Genomic DNA, 20,651 nt, shown 5'->3' with positions numbered 1-20,651 from the left:
GATTGATTCCGGCATCTGGCCAACGCAGACGATAAAAAGCCCCTCGGGTCCCGGACCCGAGGGGCTTTTCATTTGGGTGCGTCAGCACTCGACGATGTTCACCGCCAAGCCGCCGCGCGCGGTTTCTTTGTATTTGGTCTTCATGTCCGCGCCGGTCTCGCGCATGGTCTTGATGACGGAATCCAGCGACACGTAGTGCTGGCCGTCGCCACGCAAAGCCATGCGGGCGGCGTTCACGGCCTTGATGGACGCCATCGCGTTGCGTTCAATGCAGGGAATCTGCACCAGGCCGCCCACGGGGTCGCACGTCAGGCCCAGGTTGTGTTCCATGCCGATTTCGGCGGCGTTCTCGACCTGTTCCACCGTGCCGCCCAGCGCTGCGGCCAGGCCGCCGGCGGCCATCGAACAGGCGACGCCCACTTCGCCCTGGCAACCCACCTCGGCGCCCGACAGCGACGCGTTGTACTTGTAGAGCAGCCCCACCGCCGCAGCCGTCAGCAGGAAGTCGCGCACGCCTTCGCGGTTGGCGCCGGGCACGAACCGATCGTAATAATGCAGCACGGCCGGAATGATGCCCGCCGCGCCATTGGTGGGCGCCGTGACGACCCGGCCGCCCGCCGCGTTCTCTTCATTGACCGCCATGGCATAGAGGTTGACCCAGTCCATGACCGACAGCGGATCAGACAGGGTGCGCTCGGCGCGCTGGGTCAGATTGCGGTAAAGCTCGGGCGCGCGCCGGCGCACGCGCAAGGGGCCGGGCAGTTCGCCATCGGCTTCCGGGTAATCGATGCCGCAGCCGCGCGCCACGCAGTCCTGCATGACCTGCCAAATGCGATCCAGGCCGGCGTGCGTGTCGGCGGCTTCGCGCCAGGTCAGCTCGTTCTGCATCATCAGCTGCGCCACCGTCAGGCCGCTTTCCCGGCACATCGTCAGCAGTTCGCGGCCCGAGCGGAACGGATAAGGCAATTGATTGTGCGCGGCGATCACCTGGCTGTTGGACGCCCCCGCCGTCACCACGAAGCCCCCACCCACCGACAGGTAGCGCGATTCGCGCAGCGACTCGCCGTTCGCGTCGATCGCATGGAACTTCATGCCGTTGGGGTGCTCGGCCATGGCTTCTCGGCGGTAGAACACCATGTGCTCTTTTTCGATGAAAGCGACCGGGTAGCGCCCCAGCAGCGGCAGTTGGCGGCTGGCGCGCACGGACGCGATCATGCCGGCGATGGCGGCCGGGTCCACCGTGTCAGGCGCTTCGCCCATCAATCCAAGCAGCACGCCCTTGTCGGTACCGTGGCCCTTGCCGGTAGCGCCCAGCGACCCATAGAGTTCAGCGCGGACATAGGCCACGCGCGGAATCAGGCCGTCGCGTTCCAGGCCTTGCGCAAACAGCAAGGCGGCCCGCATCGGACCCACCGTATGGGAACTAGACGGGCCTATGCCTATCTTGAACAGATCGAATACGGAAACGGCCACGCGGAACTCCATGCATCAAAGAATAGTCAGGCAATGATACGCGGTGCCATCCCCACGCGCAGGAATGCTTTGCCGGGCGTATGCTGTATCGCTGTCCCCGGTTCCGCCACCCGGTCAGGCATGCGATCATTACAGAATTATTACTTGTCATAAAAAGAACGGGAACACCCCTGGATGTCTGGACTTATCACCCTGCTTGACTTCGCCGGCTATGTCGCCCTGCTCCTTTGGGGTGTGCACATGGTGCAAACCGGCGTCCAACGCGCGTTCGGCGCGGCCTTGGGCGCGGCGCTGGGCCGAGCCCTGGGCACGCGTCTGCGCGCCTTCGCCGCCGGCCTGGGCATTACCGCCGCCCTGCAAAGCAGCACTGCCACGGGCCTGATGATCACCGGCTTCGCCGCGGGCGGCGTCGTCGGCCTGGTGCCTGCGCTGGCCGCCATGCTCGGGGCGAACGTCGGCACGACGCTGATCGTGCAACTGCTGTCGTTCGACCTGACCTCGCTTGCCCCCATTCTTATCCTGGCGGGCGTCTGGATGTTCCGCCGCTATCCCCCCGGCCGTACACGCGACCTGGGCCGCGTATTCATCGGCCTGGGCCTGCTGCTGCTTTCGCTGCATCAGCTGGTTGAACTGTTCGAACCGTTCCAGACCGCGCCCATGCTGGGCATGATTCTGGACGCCTTGTCCACGCAACCCGTGGCCGCCGTGCTGCTGTCGGCCGCCTTTACCTGGGCCGCGCACTCCAGCGTGGCCGTCGTGGTGCTGGTGATGTCGCTGGCCAGCCATCACATGGTGGCGCCACACGTGGCGTTCGCGCTGGTGTTGGGCGCCAACCTGGGCACCGCCATCAATCCCATGATCGAAGGGGTCACCGGCGACGATCCCGCCGCCCGTCGCCTGCCCCTGGGCAACCTGTTGACGCGAGTGCTGGGCGTGCTGGCCGGCCTGATCCTGCTGCCGGTGCTGCAACCGCTGATGAGCGACCTGGCCAGCGACCCGGCACGTGCGGTCGCCAACTTCCACACGCTATTCAATGCGGTCATCGCTATCCTGTTCCTGCCGCTGCTGTCTCCCTACGCGGCGCTGTTGACGCGCTGGCTGCCCAAACGCGCCGATCCCAACGACCCGTCGCGCCCGCAATACCTGGACGAGTGGGCGCATGACGTGCCCGCCGTGGCCCTGGGCAACGCCGCGCGCGAAGCGCTGCGCATGGCGGACATGGTGCAGACGCTGCTGCTATACGCGCGCGCCGGTTTCAAGCGCGACAACCGCCATCGCATGGTGCAGGCGCGCCAGCTCGATGCCGCCCTGGACAAGCTGGAAAACGCCATCACGACCTACCTGGCCACGCTGGACCAGGAAAACATGACGCGCGACGACATCCAGCGCATGGACGACATCCTGGCTTTCACCAGCAATATCGGCCACGCGGGCGACATCGCCCATCATGGCCTGTTGAGTCATGTGGCCAAGCTGCGCAAGCAGGGCTGGGCGTTCTCGCCCGAGCAGCGCGCCAGCCTGGACGAAACCCTGGGCCAGCTGATCGCCAACGAACGCCAGGCCGCCGCGCTGTTCGTCAACGACGACCTGCGCCAGGCCCGCGCCCTGGCTGGCGAAAAGGCGCGTTTCCGGACGATTGAAACGCAGGCATCCGACACGCATCTGCAGAAGATCAAGTCGGGCCAGGTCGACGCGGCGGAAGTCGGCGCGCTGTACCTGGACATTCTGCGGGATATGAAGGGGATCAACTCCCACCTGGTGGGCGCCGCCGCCTACCCCCTGCTGGCCCGCCACGGCGAGCTTCTGCCCAGCCGCTTGCGGGAAGCAGGCAACTAAGGAAGTGGGCGGCCTGCCCTTCCAAGGCAGCCCGCTGAACGCTTAGAGGTAGCGCTGGAACCAGGCCAGCATGCGGCTCCAGCCGTCCTTCGCGGCCTCGGGCTGATAGCTGGCCCGATAGTCCGCCAGGAACGCGTGGTCGGCATTCGGATACACGACGAATTCCGACTGACGCGCGGCGGCGTTGCCCTCGGCCAGCTTGGCCTTCATGGTTTCGATATCGGCCACGGGGATGCTCGCATCCTTGGCGCCATACAGGCCCAGCACCGGCGCGTGCAGCTCATTGACCACGTCGAACGCCACGCGCTTGATCAGCGGGCCGTGGCCCACGCTCAACTTGCCATACCAGGCGACGGCCGCCTTCACATCCGGGTTGTGCGCCGCGTACATCCAGGTCAGGCGTCCACCCCAGCAAAAGCCGGTGATGGCCACGCGCTTGGGGTCGCCGCCGTGTTCCGCGGCCCAGGCCACGCTGGCATCCAGATCCGAAAACACCTGTTCGTCAGGTACCTTGCTGACCAGTTCGGCGATCAGTTTCGGAATGTCGGTATAGACCGACGCGTCGCCCTGGCGCTCGTACAGGTTGGCGGCAACGGCCAGATAGCCGGCCTTGGCGATGCGCCGGCAGAGGTCCTTGATGTGTTCGTGCACACCGAAGATCTCCTGCACCACCAGCACGATGGGCAGGTCGCGGCGGCCTTCGGGCGCGGCGTAATAGGCGGCAATGGATCCGTCAGCCACGGGCAGCTTGAAGTCGGCGGAGACCAGGCCTTGCGTGTCGGTGTGGATGACGGTGGGGGCAACATTGCCCGCTGCGGCGGAAAAGCTCATGGGGGACGCTCCTGTTGGGGGATGGACGGCAAGCAGGCGTCCCGTCCGCGCGCGCCCTAGTGCGAGTGGGCGTGCTCCGCATGAGGCGCGCCATTGCTGGCGTCGGCCTCGTGCTCATGCCCATGGTGCATCAGGGTGGTCACGCCGTAGATCAGCGCAACACCCAGGCCCACCAGCAGCAATTGCGGGACGGCATCCGAAAGGGACACCCGCTCGTGCATCTGCGGCATCAGGTCGGCCACCGAGATATACAGGAAGCTGCTGGCGGCAATCACCAGGATATACGGCACCCAGTCCTGCGCCTGCTGAAGCACGAAGTATCCTATTATGCCGCCCACCGCTGAACACAAGCTGGTGAACAGGATCAACGAAAACGCACGCCGGCGGGCCAGCCCGGCGTTCAGCAGCACCACGAAGTCGCTCAGTTTGTGCGGCACTTCATGCACGATGATCGAGGCGGCTGTCAGCACGCCCAGCAGCGGATCCGTCAGGAACGCGGCCGCCACCAGCACGCCATCGCACAGATTGTGCAGCGAACTTCCAATCAGGATCAGCATGCCTCCACGCCCCGCTTCGTGGTGGTCGTGACCCTTGTGATGGTGATGGCCGTCGCCCTCGTGGTGATGGCTATGGCGCAGCAGCGCGATCTTTTCCAACACGAAAAAGCCGATCAGCGACGCCAGCATCAGCCCGAACAGCGCGTGCGCGTTGCCCACCGCGCCCTCGAAGGCTTCGGGCAGCAGATGCAGCAGCGCCACCGACAGCAGCACGCCTACCGAGAGGCTCACCATGTGATGCAGGTATTGGGCGAACACCTTGTAGGCCAGCCAGCTGGCGACAAGGACGGCGATAAGCCCGCCGGTTACGGTGGCAAGCAGGACCCAGAGCAGCAACATTTGGGGGACGCAATATAGGCGGGAGGGAAGCGCAACATTATATTGTTGCAATCCCGAAATCGGAAATGGGCCGTCCAGAGACGGCCCATCGCAGGCGCCGCAACCTCGTCGCGTAGGGCTAGTGCGCCTGCTCCCAGTTCTTGCCCATGCCCACTTCCGCGACCAGGGGCACGCGCAGTTCGGCCACCGAGCACATCAGGCGCGGCAAGGCTTCCTTGACGACCTCGATCTCGTTGTCCGGCGCTTCCAGGACCAGTTCATCGTGCACCTGCATGATCATGCGGGTCTGGAGTTTTTCGGCTTCCAGCCAGTCCTGCACGGCCACCATCGCCAGTTTGATCAAGTCAGCGGCCGTGCCCTGCATGGGCGCGTTGATGGCGGCGCGTTCGGCGCCTTGCCGGCGCGGCCCGGACGCTCCGCGAATTTCGGGCAGTTGCAGACGCCGGCCGAAAACGGTTTCCACATAACCCTGTTCGCGTGCCAGGCGGCGCGTGTTTTCCATGTACATCGCCACGCCCGGATAGCGCGCGAAATAGCGGTCGATATAGGCTTGCGCGGCGTCGCGCGTGATGCCCAGGTTGGACGCCAGGCCGAACACGCCCATGCCGTAGATCAAGCCAAAGTTGATGGCCTTGGCCGCCCGGCGCTGATCGGTCGACACGTCGGCCAGGGCCACGCCGAACACTTCGGCCGCCGTGGCGCGGTGGATGTCCTCGCCGGCGGCAAACGCGCTTTGCAGGTTCGCATCGTCGGATACGTGCGCCATGATGCGCAGCTCGATCTGCGAATAGTCCGCCGACAGCAGCATGCCCTGCTCGGCAATGAAGGCTTCTCGCACTCGGCGACCCGCCTCGGTGCGCACGGGAATGTTCTGCAGGTTGGGATCGGACGAAGCCAGTCGGCCGGTGATGACCGCCGCCTGGGAGTAACGCGTGTGCACGCGCCCGGTCGCCGGATTGATCATGCGCGGCAGCTTGTCCGTGTAGGTGGACTTCAGCTTGGACAAGCCGCGGTATTCCAGCAGCACCTGCGGCAGCGGGTAATCCAGCGCCAGCTTGGTCAGCACGTCTTCGTCGGTGGACGGCGCGCCGCTGGCGGTCTTGCGCACCACCGGCAACTGCATGCGGTCAAACAGGATTTCGCCCAACTGCTTGGGGGAATTCAGGTTGAAGGGCTGACCGGCCAGTTCATAGGCCTTCTGCTCCAGCCGCAGCATTTCCTGGCCCAGCTTGTGGCTCTGGCGGCCCAGTTCCTCGGCATCGACCTTCACGCCATTGCGTTCGATCGTGGTCAGCACCGCCGACACCTTGATCTCAAGCTGGTAGATGCGGTCCAGGCCTTCGTTGGCCGCTACCATCGGGCGCAGCACATGATGCAATTGCAAGGTGAAGTCGGCGTCTTCGGCGGCGTAATGCCCGGCCTTGTCAACGGCGACCTCGTCAAAACCGATCTGCTTGGCGCCCTTGCCGCACAAGTCTTCGTACGATATGCCGCTGCGCCCCAGATAGCGCTGCGCCAGGTCGTTCAGCCCCACGCCGCGATGCGATTCCAGCACGTAGGCTTGCAGCATCGTGTCGTCGGTGATGCCGGCCAGCGCAATGCCCTCGTTGGCGAACACGTGGGCGTCGTACTTGGCATGATGCAGCAGCTTGGCGCGCGAGGCGTCCTCAAGCCAGGGCTTCAGGCGCGCCAGCACCTCGGCCTTGGGCAGTTGCGTGGCGCCGTCCGGGCCGCGATGCGCGACGGGGATGTAGCAGGCCACGCCCGGTTCCACCGCCAGCGACAGGCCGACCAGCCGCGCCTGCATCTGGTCCAACGAGGTGGTCTCGGTGTCCAGCGCCACCAGCGAGGCGTTCTGCAAGCGCTCGAACCAGGCGTCGAACTCGGCCCAGTCGGAAATGATGCGGTAGTCCAGTTCGGTGGGCACCTGCGGCACGTCGACGGCGATGCGCGCATCGCCGGCGGGAACGCGTTCGGCGTCGCCCGTCAGGTCGCGCAGCCAGGTACGAAAGCCGTAGCGTTCGTACAGCTCGGTCAGCGTGGCGGTGTCGCGCTCGCGCGGGATCAGGTCGTCCACGCTTTCGACATGGCCGGTCAGGTCGCAGTCGTACTTCACCGTCAGCAGCTGACGGGTCAGCGGAAAGTTGGGGATGGCCTCGCGCAAGTTGTTGCCTGCCACGCCCTTGATGGTCTCGGCGCCTTCGATCAGCTTGTCGATGGAACCGAATTCAGTCAGCCACTTCACCGCCGTCTTCGGCCCGACCTTGGTGACGCCGGGCACGTTGTCGACGGTATCGCCCACCAGCATCAGATAGTCAACGATGCGGTCGGGAGGCACGCCAAACTTGTTGACCACACCGGGCTCGTCCAGCACTTCACCGGTCATGGTGTTGACCAGCGTGACATGGCTGTTGACCAGCTGCGCCAGGTCCTTGTCGCCCGTGGAGACGATGGTGTGCACATCGTGTTCGGCGGCGCGCTTGGCCAGCGTGCCGATGACGTCGTCGGCCTCTACGCCTTCGATGGCCAGCACCGGCCAGCCCAGCGCGCGGACCGCGCGGTGGATGGGTTCGATCTGCGCGGCCAGGTCTTCGGGCATGGGAGGACGATGCGACTTGTACTCGGGGTACAGGTCGTCGCGAAAAGTCTTGCCGCGAGCATCGAAAATACATGCGGCATACTCTGCCTTATGATCAGATACAAGCTTGCGCAGCATATTGACCACGCCGTACAGCGCACCCGTGGGTTCGCCTTGCGCGTTGCGCAAATCAGGCATAGCGTGGAAAGCGCGGTACAAGTAGCTTGAACCGTCGACCAGTAATAAGGTTTTTTTCATGGTTACAAAGGCAGATATGGAAACACCCGCCGGCAAACAAATTCCGCTGATTATGTCAGAGATACGGACGGCGGCAGACAAGCTCGCGAACATCGGGCCCGCAGTCAGCGTATTCGGCAGTGCACGCGTCAGCCGCAACTCCCCCCACTATGAAACCACCGTCGCCATTTCGGCTGCCTTGGCCGGCGCCGGGTTCGCGGTCATTGCAGGGGGTGGCCCCGGCATCATGGAGGCCGCCAACAAGGGCGCCTTCGAAGCGGGCGGCACCAGCATCGGGCTGAACATCAGCCTGCCGCATGAAGCCCACAACAACGAATACCAGACCATCAGCCTGTCATTCGAGTATTTCTTCTCGCGCAAGGCCACGTTCTTCATGCACAGCTTCGCCTATGTGGCGATGCCGGGCGGCTTTGGCACGCTGGACGAGCTCTTCGAAGCGTTGACGCTCATCCAGACGGGCAAGGTGCCGCCCGCGCCCATCGTACTGGTGGGCAGCGAGTACTGGTCCGGCATGGTCGAATGGCTGGGCGACCAGGTACTGGGCAACGGCATGATCGGCGCCCACGACCTGGAGCTTTTCATCATCGAGGACGACCCCGTCAAGGTGGTTCGCCGCGTGGTGGAGTTCCACGACAAGGTCCATTCCGAAGCGCAATACGCCCCTTCCCTGCCCGCTTGAACGCAGACGGCGGCCTTGACGGGCCGCCGTCTGGCGCTCGCTTCAAGCCAGCGTTTCAAGCCAACGGTTCAGGCCATGGCTTTGACAATGGCTTCGCGCGCCAGCGCGATGAACTCGCTTTCGCCTGGGCGCGCGGGCAGCAGCCGGAATTCTACCGATGGCAGCGTTGGCAGCCCGGCTGCGTGCAGCCGCGCGATGCCTGGCGCCAGCGCGGACTCGTTCAGGCAGGCCACGCCCAGGCCCGCCGAAATTGCCAACTGCAAACCGGCCACGCCAGACGCAACATGAGCCACGGTATAGGGCACGGCGCGCCGCGTGAGCTGGCGTTCCACGTACTGGCGCAACGCGCACGTCTCGGGCAGCACCAGCAAGGGCAAGGGTCCGTCAGGCGGCGTGCTTGCTCCTTCGGCAGCCATCCATAGCAGCGGCTCGCGGCGCAGCAATGCGCCCTGAGCCCGCGCCCTCGGCGCCCCGCGTTCCTGAATCGACATGGATATGCCCACGTCGATCTCACCACGCTCGTACGCGGCCTCGATCGCCCCGCTTTTCATGATGGTGACGTGCAGCCGCACCTGCGGGTAATGCTCGTTCAAGCGCCGCAGCATGCGCGCGACGTCGCCCGGCCGAAAATAATCCGTGATGAAAAAGCGCAACTCGCCGCGCAGCGCAACACCGCGCAAATCGCGATAAGCCTCGTCGCTCAATGCAAGAATGGCGCGCGCATGGCGCAAGAGCCGTTCACCTGCCGGGGTCGCGGTCACGCCGGTCTTGGCGCGCACCAGCAGCGGCTGGCCAGCGCGATCCTCCAGCTTGCGCATTTGCTCGCTGACGGACGACTGCGACAAAAATACCTTCGGCGCCGCCGCCGTCAGGCTTCCCGCATCAAGCACGGCGACCAGGGTGCGCAACTGGTCCAGATCAAAGCCAGACATGGCGTCATCCAACGGATTAATCGATGGATGGAATCGTAATTTCCCGCTTTTCCGATGTCAATCGACTTCCTACACTGGCCTTGTACCCCTACTCACAGGAGCCTGTCATGCCCCATATCGTTGTCCATGTTTCCGGTCAATCCGACCCCGCCGTCAACCGTCGCATCGTCGATTCCGTGGCGCAGTTGACGCAATCCGTCCTGGGCAAAAAGCTGCCGGTCATCGCGATCACTTTGCAGCACATCCCCCACGATCTCTGGTTCATCGGCGGCCAGCCGCTATCGGAACTGGGCAAGAACGCCTTTCACCTGGACATCAGCGTCACTGACGAAACCAATACCAAGGCGGAGAAAGCGCGTTTCATCAAGGAGATCTACGCGTCCTTCCAGCAGATATTGGGCGAGCTGCACGAATGCTCGTATGTGCACGTCATCGATGCGCGAGCGGCCGCGTATGGCTACGGTGGGGCCACGCAGGAATACCGGCATCAGAAAGCGGGCCTATAACGCTGCCGCCCGATGCAAAAAAGCCGCGCACCCGAAGGTGTGCGGCTTTTTTTGTACAGCCCAAACGCCAGGGTCCAAGACCCCGGGTTCGTCGCCTTAGACGGCGGCTTCGCGCGCGGCGCGCTTGCGTTCGTTTTCCAGCAGGTGACGCTTGCGCAGACGGATCGACTTGGGCGTGATTTCCACGAGTTCGTCGTCGTCGATGAATTCAACGGCGTATTCCAGCGACATCTGGATCGGCGGAACCAGGCGCACGGCTTCGTCGGTACCCGAGGCGCGCACGTTGGTCAGCTGCTTGCCCTTGATCGGGTTCACGACCAGATCGTTGTCGCGGCTGTGAATGCCGATGATCATGCCTTCATACAGCGCATCGCCCGGGCTCACGAACATGCGGCCGCGATCCTGCAGCTTCCACAGCGCGTAGGCCACGGCATCGCCCTGGTCCTGGCTGATCAGCACGCCGTTGCGACGCTCGCCGATCGAACCTTCCTTGACCGGGGCGTATTCGTGGAAGATGTGGCTCATCAGACCCGTGCCGCGCGTCAGCGTCAGGAACTCGTTCTGGAAGCCGATCAGGCCACGGGCCGGGATCAGGTATTCCAGGCGGGTACGGCCACGGCCGTCCGGCTGCATGTCTTGCAGGTCGCCCTTGCGGCGGCCCAGCTCTTCCATCACGCCGCCCTGGTGGGCATCTTCAACGTCGATGGTCAGCGATTCGAACGGCTCGCACTTCACGCCGTCGATTTCCTTGAACACCACGCGGGGACGCGACACGGCCAGTTCATAGCCTTCGCGACGCATCGTTTCCAGCAGAATCGTCAGGTGCAATTCGCCACGGCCCGACACTTCGAACACCGTGTCGTCGCCCGTGTCGCGCACACGCAGCGCCACGTTGGACTTCAGTTCGCGATCCAGGCGATCACGCACTTGGCGGCTGGTCACGAACTTGCCTTCGCGGCCGGCCAGCGGCGACGTGTTCACCATGAAGTTCATGGTCAGCGTCGGCTCGTCGATGCGCAGCATCGGCAGGGCTTCCTGCGTGACGACGTCGGTCACGGTGCAGCCAATGCCCAGTTCTTCGATGCCGTTGATCAGCACGATGTCGCCGGCTTCGGCTTCGTCAACCACCACGCGCTCCAGGCCATGGAACTTCTGGACCTGGTTGATGCGGCCACGGCCGCTCTGGCCGTCCGGACCGAACTTGTAAGCCACTTCCATGCCGGGGCGCATGCGGCCACGGTTGATGCGGCCCACGCCGATCTTGCCGACGTAGCTGTTGTAGTCCAGCGAGATGATCTGCATTTGCAGCGGACCGTTGGGATCGTCGTCACGCTGCGGCACGTGCTGCAGAATGGCTTCGAACAACGGACGCATGTTGCCTTCGCGCACGTCCGGGGTCAGACCGGCGTAGCCCGACAGGCCCGAGGCGTAAACCACGGGGAAGTCCAGCTGCTCTTCGGTCGCGCCCAGCTTGTCGAACAGGTCGAACGTGGCGTTGATGACGAAGTCGGTGCGAGCGCCGGGGCGATCGACCTTGTTGACGACGACGATCGGCTTCAGGCCCAGGGCCAGCGCCTTGCGCGTCACGAAAATGGTCTGCGGCATCGGGCCTTCAACGGCGTCAACCAGCAGCAGCACGCCGTCGACCATGGACAGCACGCGTTCGACTTCACCACCGAAGTCGGCGTGACCCGGGGTGTCGACGATGTTGATGTGCGTGCCTTCGTATTCAACGGCACAGTTCTTGGCCAGAATCGTGATGCCGCGTTCTTTTTCCAGATCGTTCGAGTCCATGACCCGTTCGGTCAGCGCCTGGTTTTCGCGGAAGGTGCCGGATTGGCGCAGCAGCTGGTCGACCAGGGTTGTTTTACCGTGGTCCACGTGGGCGATGATGGCGACGTTGCGCAAGGCGCGAGTCATAGCGAGTCCTTTAAGGTCAGGGTGGAGGGCAGCAAGCCCTCCGGCAATTCGTTCAGTGCAAGCAATGCCTGCTTCGGGTCTGGCATGGCCTGCAAGGCTTCCAGCTCAACGGCGCGTTCCAGAGAAAATGGCCCGACATGCGTGCGCCGCAGCGCCGTCAGGTGGGCGAAACAGCCCAGCACGCGCCCGATGTCCTGGGCCAGTGTTCGGATGTATGTGCCTTTACTGCAAGCCACATCGATCTCTGCCTGCGTCCCGGAAAGGGACAACAGCTCGATGCGGTGAATCGTGATCTGGCGCGGGGCCCGTTCCAGCTCGATGCCGGCGCGCGCGTACTCGTACAGCGGCTTGCCATCGCGCTTGAGCGCGGAGTACATCGGCGGAATCTGCTCGATCGTGCCCGAGAAACGTGACAGCGCGTCGCGCAGCGCCGGTTCGTCAACGGTGAAGCCCGGCTCGGCGGTCGACACGACGTTGCCGGTCAGGTCGCCGGAATCGGTTTCGCTGCCAAATTGCAGCGTAGCGCGATACGCCTTGTCGGCGTTAAGCATCGCGCCGGAAATTTTTGTTGCGCGTCCCATACAGCACACCAGCAAGCCGGTAGCGAAGGGATCCAGCGTGCCGGTATGACCGGCTTTCGCCGCGTCCATGGCACGCTTGGCGCGTTGCAAGGCGTGGTTGCTCGACAAACCTACGGGTTTGTCGAGCAACAGCACACCGTCGAGCAAAAGCCCGCGTCGTTTAGCCATCGTCGGAATCCGGTTGAAAAGCAGTGACGACAGCCCGATCAGGACTGGTCTTCAGGTTCGTCAGGCACGCCCGAGTGCGGGCCGGGCCGGTTTGCGCGGTCGATGAGGATCGACATTTCGATGCCACGAGCGATTTGCTCGTCGTGGAAGAAGCGCAAAGTGGGGACAGTGTGTATGTGCAGCAGCTTGTAAAGCTGGGAATGCAGCCAACCGGCTTTTTCGTTCAGCAAGGCGGTGGCGGCTTCGGGCTCGGCGCCCAAAACCGTGAACCACACCTTGGCATGCGCGTAGTCGGTCGACAATTCCACACCGGAGAGCGTGATCAGCCCAGCGCGAGACATATCGATTTCGCGCTGGATGATCTCCGCCAGATCCTTCTGGATCTGGTCGGCCAACCGCAGATTGCGGCCGGGGATGGCTTTGGACTTGTGACGGCTCATTAGCAATAATGCCTCGCGACGCTTTACAGCGTACGCGCGATTTCCTTGATTTCAAAGACTTCCAGCTGGTCACCCACCTGGATGTCGTTGTTGCCGCGCAGCGTAAGACCGCAATCGAAGCCCGACTTGACTTCCTTGACGTCGTCCTTGAAGCGGCGCAGCGATTCAAGATGCCCCGTCCAGTGAACCACGTTGTTGCGCAGCAGGCGTACCTGGGAATCGCGGCGGACGATGCCGTCAAGCACCATACAACCAGCGATGTTGCCAAGGCGCGAGATGCTGTAGACCTCACGGATCTCGACCAGGCCGATGATTTCTTCTTTCTTCTCGGGCGCAAGCATGCCCGACATGGCGGCCTTAACTTCATCCACGGCGTCATAGATGATGTTGTAGTAGCGCACGTCGATGCCGTTGTTCTCGGCCAGCTTCTTGGCGCTTGCTTCCGCACGCACGTTAAAGCCGATGACGACCGCATTCGAGGCGATGGCCAGGTTGATGTCGGTTTCCGAGATGCCGCCAACAGCCGCGTGCACCACTTGCACACGGACTTCGTCGGTCGACAGCTTGACCAGCGACTGCACCAGCGCTTCCTGCGAACCCTGCACGTCGGTCTTGACGATAAGCGTGAGCGTTTGCGTGCCCTCGCCCAGGTTGTCGAACATCGATTCCAGCTTGGCGGCCTGTTGGCGAGCCAGCTTGACGTCGCGGAACTTGCCTTGGCGGAACAGCGCGATTTCGCGCGCCTTGCGCTCGTCGGACAGCGCCATCAGCTCGTCGCCGGCGGCCGGCACTTCGGTCAGGCCCTGGATTTCCACCGGGATGGAAGGACCCGCCGATTGGATCGGCTTGCCGTTTTCGTCCAGCATGGCGCGCACGCGGCCAAAGCTTGCGCCGGCCAGCACCACGTCGCCACGCTTGAGCGTGCCGCTTTGCACCAGGATCGTCGCGACCGGGCCACGGCCCTTGTCCAGACGGGCTTCGATGACCAGGCCCTTGGCGGGCGCGTCTTCCGGAGCCTTCAGTTCCAGCACTTCGGCTTGCAGCAGCACGTTTTCCAGCAGATCGTCGATGCCTTCGCCGGTCTTGGCCGACACGCCCACGAAGGGCACGTCGCCACCGTATTCTTCCGGCACAACCTGTTCCGCCACCAATTCCTGCTTGACGCGTTCCGGGTTGGCGGACGGCTTGTCGATCTTGGTCACGGCCACGACCATGGGCACGCCCGCAGCCTTGGCATGGTGGATGGCTTCACGCGTTTGCGGCATGACGCCGTCGTCGGAAGCGACCACCAGGATGACGATGTCGGTGGCCTTGGCGCCACGGGCACGCATGGCGGTGAACGCCTCGTGGCCCGGAGTGTCAAGGAAGGTCACCATGCCGCGTTCGGTCTGAACGTGGTAGGCGCCGATGTGTTGCGTAATGCCGCCGGCTTCGCCCGCGGCAACCTTGGCGCGGCGGATGTAATCCAGCAGCGAGGTCTTGCCGTGGTCGACGTGGCCCATGACGGTCACGACGGGAGCGCGCGGCAGTTGTTCGGCTTCGGAAACCGTTGCGGATTCGTCCAGGAACGCTTCCGGATCGTCCAGCTTGGCGGCGATCGCGACGTGGCCCAGTTCCTCGACCACGATCATGGCCGTTTCCTGGTCCAGCACCTGGTTGATGGTGACCATCTGGCCCAGCTTCATCAGATGCTTGATGACCTCGGCGGCCTTCACGGACATCTTGTGAGCCAGATCGGCCACGCTGATGGTTTCCGGCACGTGAACTTCGCGTGCAATGAATTCCTGCGGCGCGGGCTCGTTGCGGCGGTCGTTCTGCTGGTTGCGGCCACCACGGCCACCGCCCTTGCCGCCACCCTTGCCACCCGCGCGCCAGCCGTCGCGGCTGGCCGGAGCGGCCGGCTTGTCGGCGGGCTTCTTGCGCGAGGCGTCATCGGACCAGGTCGAAGCGACTTCGGCGGTCTTGATGGTCTTCTTCGCGCCAGGAGCGGCGGGTTTGGCGTCCTTCTTGGCGCCAGGCGTGGCGCCCGGCTTGCCGGCCGGCTTGTGCAGCGTGCCCGAAATCGGAGCAGCGGCGGCGGCGGGCGCCTCCGGCTCGGGGGCGCGCAGCACCTTGCGCGGACGGTTCAGCATCTCGCGCAGCGCGGCGGCTTCGGCCTCGGCGGCACGGCGCGCTTCGTCGCGGCCTCCCGTCGTGGCAGAGGCGGCGAGCGGCGGACCGGCGCGGCGGTTGTCGGCACGATTGCCCACCTTGGCGGCAGGCGCAGGCGTGGCCGGCGCGGGCGCAGCGGTCTTTACGGGTTCGGACTTCGCGGCAGGCTGCGCCTGGGCGATCGGCGCAGTGGCCTCAGGGGAAGGTGTTTCGGACTTATTGGCTAGCACAACGGGTTCCGGCTTGGCTTCTTCAGCCTTGGGCTCGGTGGATTCAGTCTTAACTTCGGGCTTGGCCTCTTCGGCCACGGGCTCGGCAGGAGCAGGCGCCGGCGTCGGTTCGGGTTCAGGCTGGGCCTGGACTTCGGGGGCTTGCGCCTCGACGGGGGCGGGCACTTCGGCCGCGACGGATTCAACAGGCGCGGGCGCTTCAACCGGCGCGGGCGCTTCTACAGCAACGGGCTCTTGCGCCGCAGCGGCGGCCGGGGCCTCCGCTTGCTCGGCGACGGCCTCGCGGGTTTCAGCCGCGACGGAAGCCTCGGGGGCAGCCGGTGCGGACACCTGCTGCTCGTCTTCGATCGCAACTTCATCTTCGGCGCGCGCGGACGCGGCCTGCTCAAGGGCGATTTCGGAGGGATCACGCTTGACGAACACGCGCTTCTTGCGCACTTCGACCTGAATCGTGCGCGAGCGGCCGGTGGCGTCAGCCTGCCGGATCTCGGACGTCTGGCGGCGCGTCAAGGTGATCTTCTTGCCTTCGGTCGCGCCATGGGCGCGACGCAGCGATTCGAGCAATTTCGCCTTGTCGCTGTCGGTGACGGAATCGTCAACCGATTTGAGGTCAACACCAGCCGAGCGCAGCTGATCCAGCAGCACATTGGCAGGCATTTTCAGCTCGGTAGCGAACTGGGCGACGGTGTTACTCGACATTAGGCTCTCTCTTCCCTATATGCAGCTATTACAAACAACGTGAACTTGCGGTGGATGAAACCAGCACTACCCACCGCAGACCCGTGTCCTTTTGGTTATTCTTCGTCGAACCAATGGGCACGGGCACGCATGATGAGGTCGCTGGCTTCCTGCTCGGTCAAGCCGGCGATTTCCGCCAGTTCGTCCGTCGCCAATTCGGCCAGATCATCACGCGTATGCACTTGACGCTCGGCCAGCTTCGCAGCCAGTTCTTGCGTCATGCCTTCGAGTTCAAGCAAATCCTGTGCGGTCTCAAGGCGCTCTTCCTGGGCAATTGCCTCAGTCAGCAGCGCATTGCGGGCACGGGCGCGCAATTCATTGATGGTGTCTTCGTCAAACGCTTCGATTTCCAGCAGTTCCTGCATGGGCACGTAAGCGATTTCCTCGATACCGGTAAAACCTTCGTCGATCAGGATGTCCGCGACTTCCTCATCAACGTCCAACTTGCTCATGAACGTGGTGCGCAGGCCCGAACGCTCGACTTCCTGGCGGTTCAGGCTTTCTTCCGGCGTCATGATGTTGATCTGCCAGCCAGTCAGCTCGGACGCCAGGCGCACGTTCTGACCCTTGGCGCCAATGGCCTTGGGCAGGTTTTCTTCATCAACCACGACGTCCATCGCGTGCTTGTCTTCGTCAACGACGATCGATTCGACGTTGGCAGGCGCCAAGGCGCCAATGACAAACTGCGCGGGATCTTCGGACCACAACACGATGTCGACCTGTTCGCCGCCCAGCTCATTGCGCACCGCGGTAACGCGCGAGCCGCGCATGCCGACGCAGGTGCCGATCGGGTCGATACGCTTATCGTATGCCACCACGGCGATCTTCGCACGCACACCGGCGTCGCGAGCGGCAGCCTTGATTTCAAGCAGGCCCTGCTCGATTTCAGGCACTTCGTTCTCGAACAGCTGGCGAATGAATTCGGGCGATGTACGCGACAGAATCACTTGCTGGCCACGCGCGGCGTGGTCAACACGCAACACGTAAGCGCGAACGCGGTCGGCAACCCGGAGGTTTTCCTTCGGGATCATTTCGGAGCGCGGCAGGCGCGCTTCGATCTTGCCCGTTTCGACGATGGCGTCGCCCTTGTCCATACGCTTGATCGTGCCGGACACGATGGTCTCGCCACGGTCCAGGAAGTCGTTCAGCACCTGTTCGCGTTCCGCATCGCGGATTTTTTGCAGGATGGCCTGCTTGGCCGCCTGCGCGCCGATGCGGCCGAATTCGATGGGCTCAAGCGGCTCTTCGATGTATTCGCCTTCCTGGATATCAGGAACGATCTCTTGCGCGTCCGACAGCATTTCCTGCTTGTCGGGTTCTTGCAGGCCCGCTTCGTCGGGCACCACCAGCCAGCGGCGGAAGCCCTCGTGATCGCCGGTTTCCCTATCGATGGCGACACGAATGTCCGCATCATCCTTGAAGCGCTTTTTCATGGCCGAGGCCAGCGCACTTTCCAGCGCACCGAACACGACGTCACGCGTGACGTTCTTTTCACGCGCCAAGGCATCGACCAACAGAAGAATTTCGCGACTCATCGCTTTTTGCCCTTGAAATCCAGAACGGGATCCAGTTTTGCACGCTCGATATCTTCGACCGTGAAATTCAACACCTGGATTTCGTTCTTTTTTGCCTCAAATTCGAGACCGAAGACGGTCCTGTGCATCCCAGCATCGGCGTCCGAGGCGGCGGCGTCTTCGGGCACGGTCAACGTGCCGGAGAAGACCTTACGTCCGTCTAATGCCTCGCGCAGCTTGATCTCGATGCGTTCGCCTGCAAACCGGCGGAATTCGGCTTCGTTGCGCAACGGGCGGTCAATGCCCGGCGAACCGACTTCCAGACGTTTGTAGTCGACGTTTTCGACTTCGAACACCCGCGACAATTGGCGGGAAACCTGTTCACAGTCTTCGATGCGCACACCGCCGACCCGATCGATCGTTACGCGCAAAAGGCCCAGGGCGGCACGCTCGACGTCCACGAGTTCGACGTCCATGCCGGCCAGAGCCTCTTCGGTCAATGCGAATAAATCAGCCATATACTCAAAAAAAATGGGCTGCACGCCCAGCCCACCGATATTGCGCAGAGCCCAGCCGCTTCCCTACTACACGTAAGGAGCAATGCTGGGCAGCGCCCTATATTGCGACCTAATTTGATGCGCCACGGGTTAATCCAACCCTTGCCCCGCGCCCTGAACGTCATTATGAAGTTCCGGCCCAGCGACACTTGGCGCATATCCGATGCCAACTGCTTTTGAACAACGCTTGCTTTGAACAACCGCCTGCTTTGAACAGCGGCTTTGTGCCTGCGAGCTTGGCGCATGCTACTTAGCTACCGTAGCTACTTAGCCTACCTTAGCTACTTAGCCTACCTTAGCTACTTATGCGCACTTCACTCTCATATTCAGCCACACCATCCAGCCACACCGCTCACTTGGCTGCCAAAGCCTTCACCGCCAGCCCATCGCCTGCAAAAAGCGATGACGCGAAGCCATGAAAACCATTGATTTTACCAGATAAACCGGAAAAACGCCTGATTCGTCACGGGCTTACGTTTATGCGGGACATATCGATGCCAGCGGCGCGGCCAACGCGCCGCTGACTAGCCAATCAACGGCCCTGACGACCACGCCCGCCCATCACGCCCAAGCGGGATTCGTGCGCCGAAGCGCCGCGCGGTTGCCAGTCATCGCCACGCGGCGCCGACGAGGCGCTACGCGGTGCGCGCGGCTTGCCGCCAGCACCAGGACCCTTGTTGGCCGACGGACCGCCAGAGCTGCGCGACCCTTCTGCCTTGTTGCCGCCACGACCGCCTGCGCCGGCAGGCTTGCCGCTGGCATTGCGACCGCCGTTTGCGCCACGCGCGCCAGCCGGCTTGCCACCGGGCTTGCCGCCCGACGGTTTGCGACCACCACCCAACGGAGCTTCGGCCACATTGCCAGCGCCCACATCGACCGATGCCACATTACCGGGCTGGCCGTTGGCCGCCGCTGCACGCGGACCGCGCGGACCACGCGGCTTGCCGCCAGGTTTGCCACCGGGCTTGCCGCCTTGCTTGCCACCCGGGCGACCACCGCCAGCCGCAGCCGAACGGTCGCCGCCAGGCTTGCCGCCCTTGCGATTGCCGCCCGCACCTTCCGATGCCAGCGGATGGCCGTTGGCGTAACCGCCAGCGATCATCAGGCCGGTGCCGAACGGATCGGACGGACACGCCGCCGCTTGACCCGCGCTGCCCACCCGACCACCTTGCAGCTTGCCACGACGCCCGATCCGGGCGCCATTCATGCCGTTGCGATCCATCGTCCCAAAGCCCGGGGGCAGCGCACTGTCGTGCGAGACCGGCTGCTTGGAACGGCGGCGGTTACCACCCGATTCGTCGTCATCACGCAACAGTCCAAGCTGGACCATCAGCGCGGTAACGAGCGAACCATCCAATTCTTCCCAACGACCGCGACGCAGCGTGCGCGGCAGCACCACATCGCCGAAGCGCGTGCGGATCAGCCGGCTGACCGTGACGCCCACGGCTTCGAACATGCGGCGGACTTCGCGGTTGCGGCCTTCCTGCAAGGTCACGCGATACCAGCGGTTGCTGCCGTCGCCACCCAGGTAATCCAGCGCGCCGAACGCCGCCACACCGTCTTCCAGCTCAATGCCGTCGACCAGCGACTGGCGCTGCGCCTCGTCCATCTCGCCCAGCACACGGACGGCGTATTCACGTTCGGTGCCATAGCGCGGGTGCATGATGCGGTTGGCCATGTCGCCCGACGTCGTGAAGATCAGCAGACCTTCCGTGTTCAGGTCCAGGCGCCCCACCGACAACCACTTGCCGGTGCGCAGCTTGGGCAGGCGCGCGAAAACGCTGGCGCGGCCACCCGGGTCGTCATGGCTGACAATCTCGCCGGCCGGCTTGTGATACAGGATCACGCGCGGCGGCTTTTTCGTGTTCGTGCGCATGATGGGCTTGCCATTCACGCGGACCTGGTCGTTGGGCGCAACACGTTGGCCGATATGGGCCGGCTCGCCGTTGACCGACACACGGCCAGCCACGATCAGTTCTTCCATTTCGCGGCGCGAGCCGATACCGGCGTCCGCCAGCACTTTGTGCAGCTTGGGCATGACCGAATCGCTGTTCAGGTACTTGCCCAGCCGCTGCTCCATGCGGTCGGTGTTGTCCAGATACGACAACGCCTGCTCCGCTTCCTGCTCGCCGCCCCGGGAGTCGGCCGACTCAACCGGTTGTGCAGCCGAAGCGGCCTGGCCTTCTGCGGCCGGAGCCTGCTCTGCCGTGGCATCGCCACGACGGCGGCGGAACGGCGTCCTCAGCTTGCGACCGCGTCCACGCGCGCCATCGCCTTCGGCAGAGGGTTCGCGCGCGGCGGAGGCGTCCGATTGACCGCTGGAAGCGGTGTCATCCGAACGGGGATTGTCGTCCTGCATTGCT

15 protein-coding genes are annotated in these 20,651 nt (G+C 63.8%); 3 read left to right on the top strand and 12 right to left on the bottom strand.

Translation table 11 applies throughout. The annotated features are described in order from the left end of the window. Positions 1-81: 81 nt before the first annotated feature. Positions 82-1,473, bottom strand: coding sequence for an L-serine ammonia-lyase (locus tag API01S_RS11155; RefSeq protein ID WP_039883984.1), 1,392 nt, complete (start codon positions 1,471-1,473; stop codon positions 82-84). Between the two features lie 174 nt (positions 1,474-1,647). Here API01S_RS11155 and API01S_RS11150 point away from each other — a divergent pair, with 174 nt between their 5' ends. After that, positions 1,648-3,309, top strand: a complete 1,662-nt coding sequence (locus API01S_RS11150; RefSeq protein ID WP_050727748.1) for a Na/Pi cotransporter family protein — start codon at positions 1,648-1,650, stop codon at positions 3,307-3,309. A gap of 42 nt (positions 3,310-3,351) precedes the next feature. Here the strand turns inward: API01S_RS11150 and API01S_RS11145 are convergent, their stop codons facing one another. From API01S_RS11145 to polA, 3 genes are all read right to left on the bottom strand, one after another. Further along, a complete protein-coding gene (locus tag API01S_RS11145) occupies positions 3,352-4,140 on the bottom strand; it encodes a dienelactone hydrolase family protein (protein ID WP_050727749.1) in 789 nt (262 codons plus the stop codon). 56 nt (positions 4,141-4,196) lie between these two features. Continuing rightward, complete coding sequence (locus API01S_RS11140) at positions 4,197-5,036, bottom strand: ZIP family metal transporter (protein WP_006218280.1); 840 nt, start codon at positions 5,034-5,036, stop codon at positions 4,197-4,199. 118 nt (positions 5,037-5,154) lie between these two features. Continuing rightward, the gene (polA, locus tag API01S_RS11135; protein ID WP_061304497.1) at positions 5,155-7,872 is read right to left on the bottom strand and encodes a DNA polymerase I; all 2,718 of its coding nucleotides are present in this window, start codon (positions 7,870-7,872) and stop codon (positions 5,155-5,157) included. Between polA and API01S_RS11130 the strand changes: the two genes are divergently transcribed. Then, positions 7,871-8,551 (top strand): LOG family protein, encoded by a 681-nt coding sequence (locus tag API01S_RS11130; protein ID WP_006218278.1) that lies wholly within the window; start codon positions 7,871-7,873, stop codon positions 8,549-8,551. The two genes, polA and API01S_RS11130, sit on opposite strands and share 2 nt — an antisense overlap. 68 nt (positions 8,552-8,619) lie before the next feature. Here API01S_RS11130 and API01S_RS11125 read toward each other — a convergent pair whose 3' ends face one another. Further along, on the bottom strand, positions 8,620-9,483 hold the full coding sequence (locus tag API01S_RS11125; protein ID WP_006218277.1) for a LysR family transcriptional regulator: 864 nt from the start codon (positions 9,481-9,483) through the stop codon (positions 8,620-8,622). 107 nt (positions 9,484-9,590) lie between these two features. Between API01S_RS11125 and API01S_RS11120 the strand changes: the two genes are divergently transcribed. Then, entirely contained in the window at positions 9,591-9,989 is a 399-nt protein-coding gene (locus API01S_RS11120) for a tautomerase family protein (protein WP_061304495.1), read from the top strand. A gap of 96 nt (positions 9,990-10,085) precedes the next feature. Here the strand turns inward: API01S_RS11120 and typA are convergent, their stop codons facing one another. The 7 genes from typA to API01S_RS11085 form a co-directional block, all read right to left on the bottom strand. Then, positions 10,086-11,909: a translational GTPase TypA gene (gene typA, locus API01S_RS11115; protein WP_006218275.1), complete on the bottom strand. Its 1,824-nt coding sequence runs from the start codon at positions 11,907-11,909 to the stop codon at positions 10,086-10,088. Then, positions 11,906-12,658, bottom strand: a complete 753-nt coding sequence (gene truB, locus API01S_RS11110) for a tRNA pseudouridine(55) synthase TruB (RefSeq protein ID WP_061304493.1) — start codon at positions 12,656-12,658, stop codon at positions 11,906-11,908. Before truB ends, typA begins: the two co-directional genes overlap by 4 nt. A gap of 38 nt (positions 12,659-12,696) precedes the next feature. After that, positions 12,697-13,098: a 30S ribosome-binding factor RbfA gene (gene rbfA / locus API01S_RS11105; protein WP_006218273.1), complete on the bottom strand. Its 402-nt coding sequence runs from the start codon at positions 13,096-13,098 to the stop codon at positions 12,697-12,699. Positions 13,099-13,121: 23 nt separating this feature from the next. Beyond that, complete coding sequence (infB, locus tag API01S_RS11100; RefSeq protein ID WP_061304491.1) at positions 13,122-16,178, bottom strand: translation initiation factor IF-2; 3,057 nt, start codon at positions 16,176-16,178, stop codon at positions 13,122-13,124. 95 nt (positions 16,179-16,273) lie between these two features. Continuing rightward, entirely contained in the window at positions 16,274-17,752 is a 1,479-nt protein-coding gene (gene nusA / locus API01S_RS11095; RefSeq protein ID WP_006218270.1) for a transcription termination factor NusA, read from the bottom strand. Then, positions 17,749-18,249, bottom strand: a complete 501-nt coding sequence (gene rimP / locus API01S_RS11090; RefSeq protein ID WP_039882985.1) for a ribosome maturation factor RimP — start codon at positions 18,247-18,249, stop codon at positions 17,749-17,751. Before rimP ends, nusA begins: the two co-directional genes overlap by 4 nt. A gap of 571 nt (positions 18,250-18,820) precedes the next feature. After that, complete coding sequence (locus API01S_RS11085; protein WP_061304488.1) at positions 18,821-20,647, bottom strand: pseudouridine synthase; 1,827 nt, start codon at positions 20,645-20,647, stop codon at positions 18,821-18,823. Positions 20,648-20,651 lie beyond the last annotated feature (4 nt).

This window comes from Achromobacter piechaudii NBRC 102461 (assembly GCF_001571245.1).
Taxonomy (GTDB): domain Bacteria; phylum Pseudomonadota; class Gammaproteobacteria; order Burkholderiales; family Burkholderiaceae_B; genus Achromobacter; species Achromobacter piechaudii.
The sequence above is the reverse complement of the archived record's forward strand: the minus strand, read 5'-3'. Positions and strand labels throughout refer to the sequence as shown.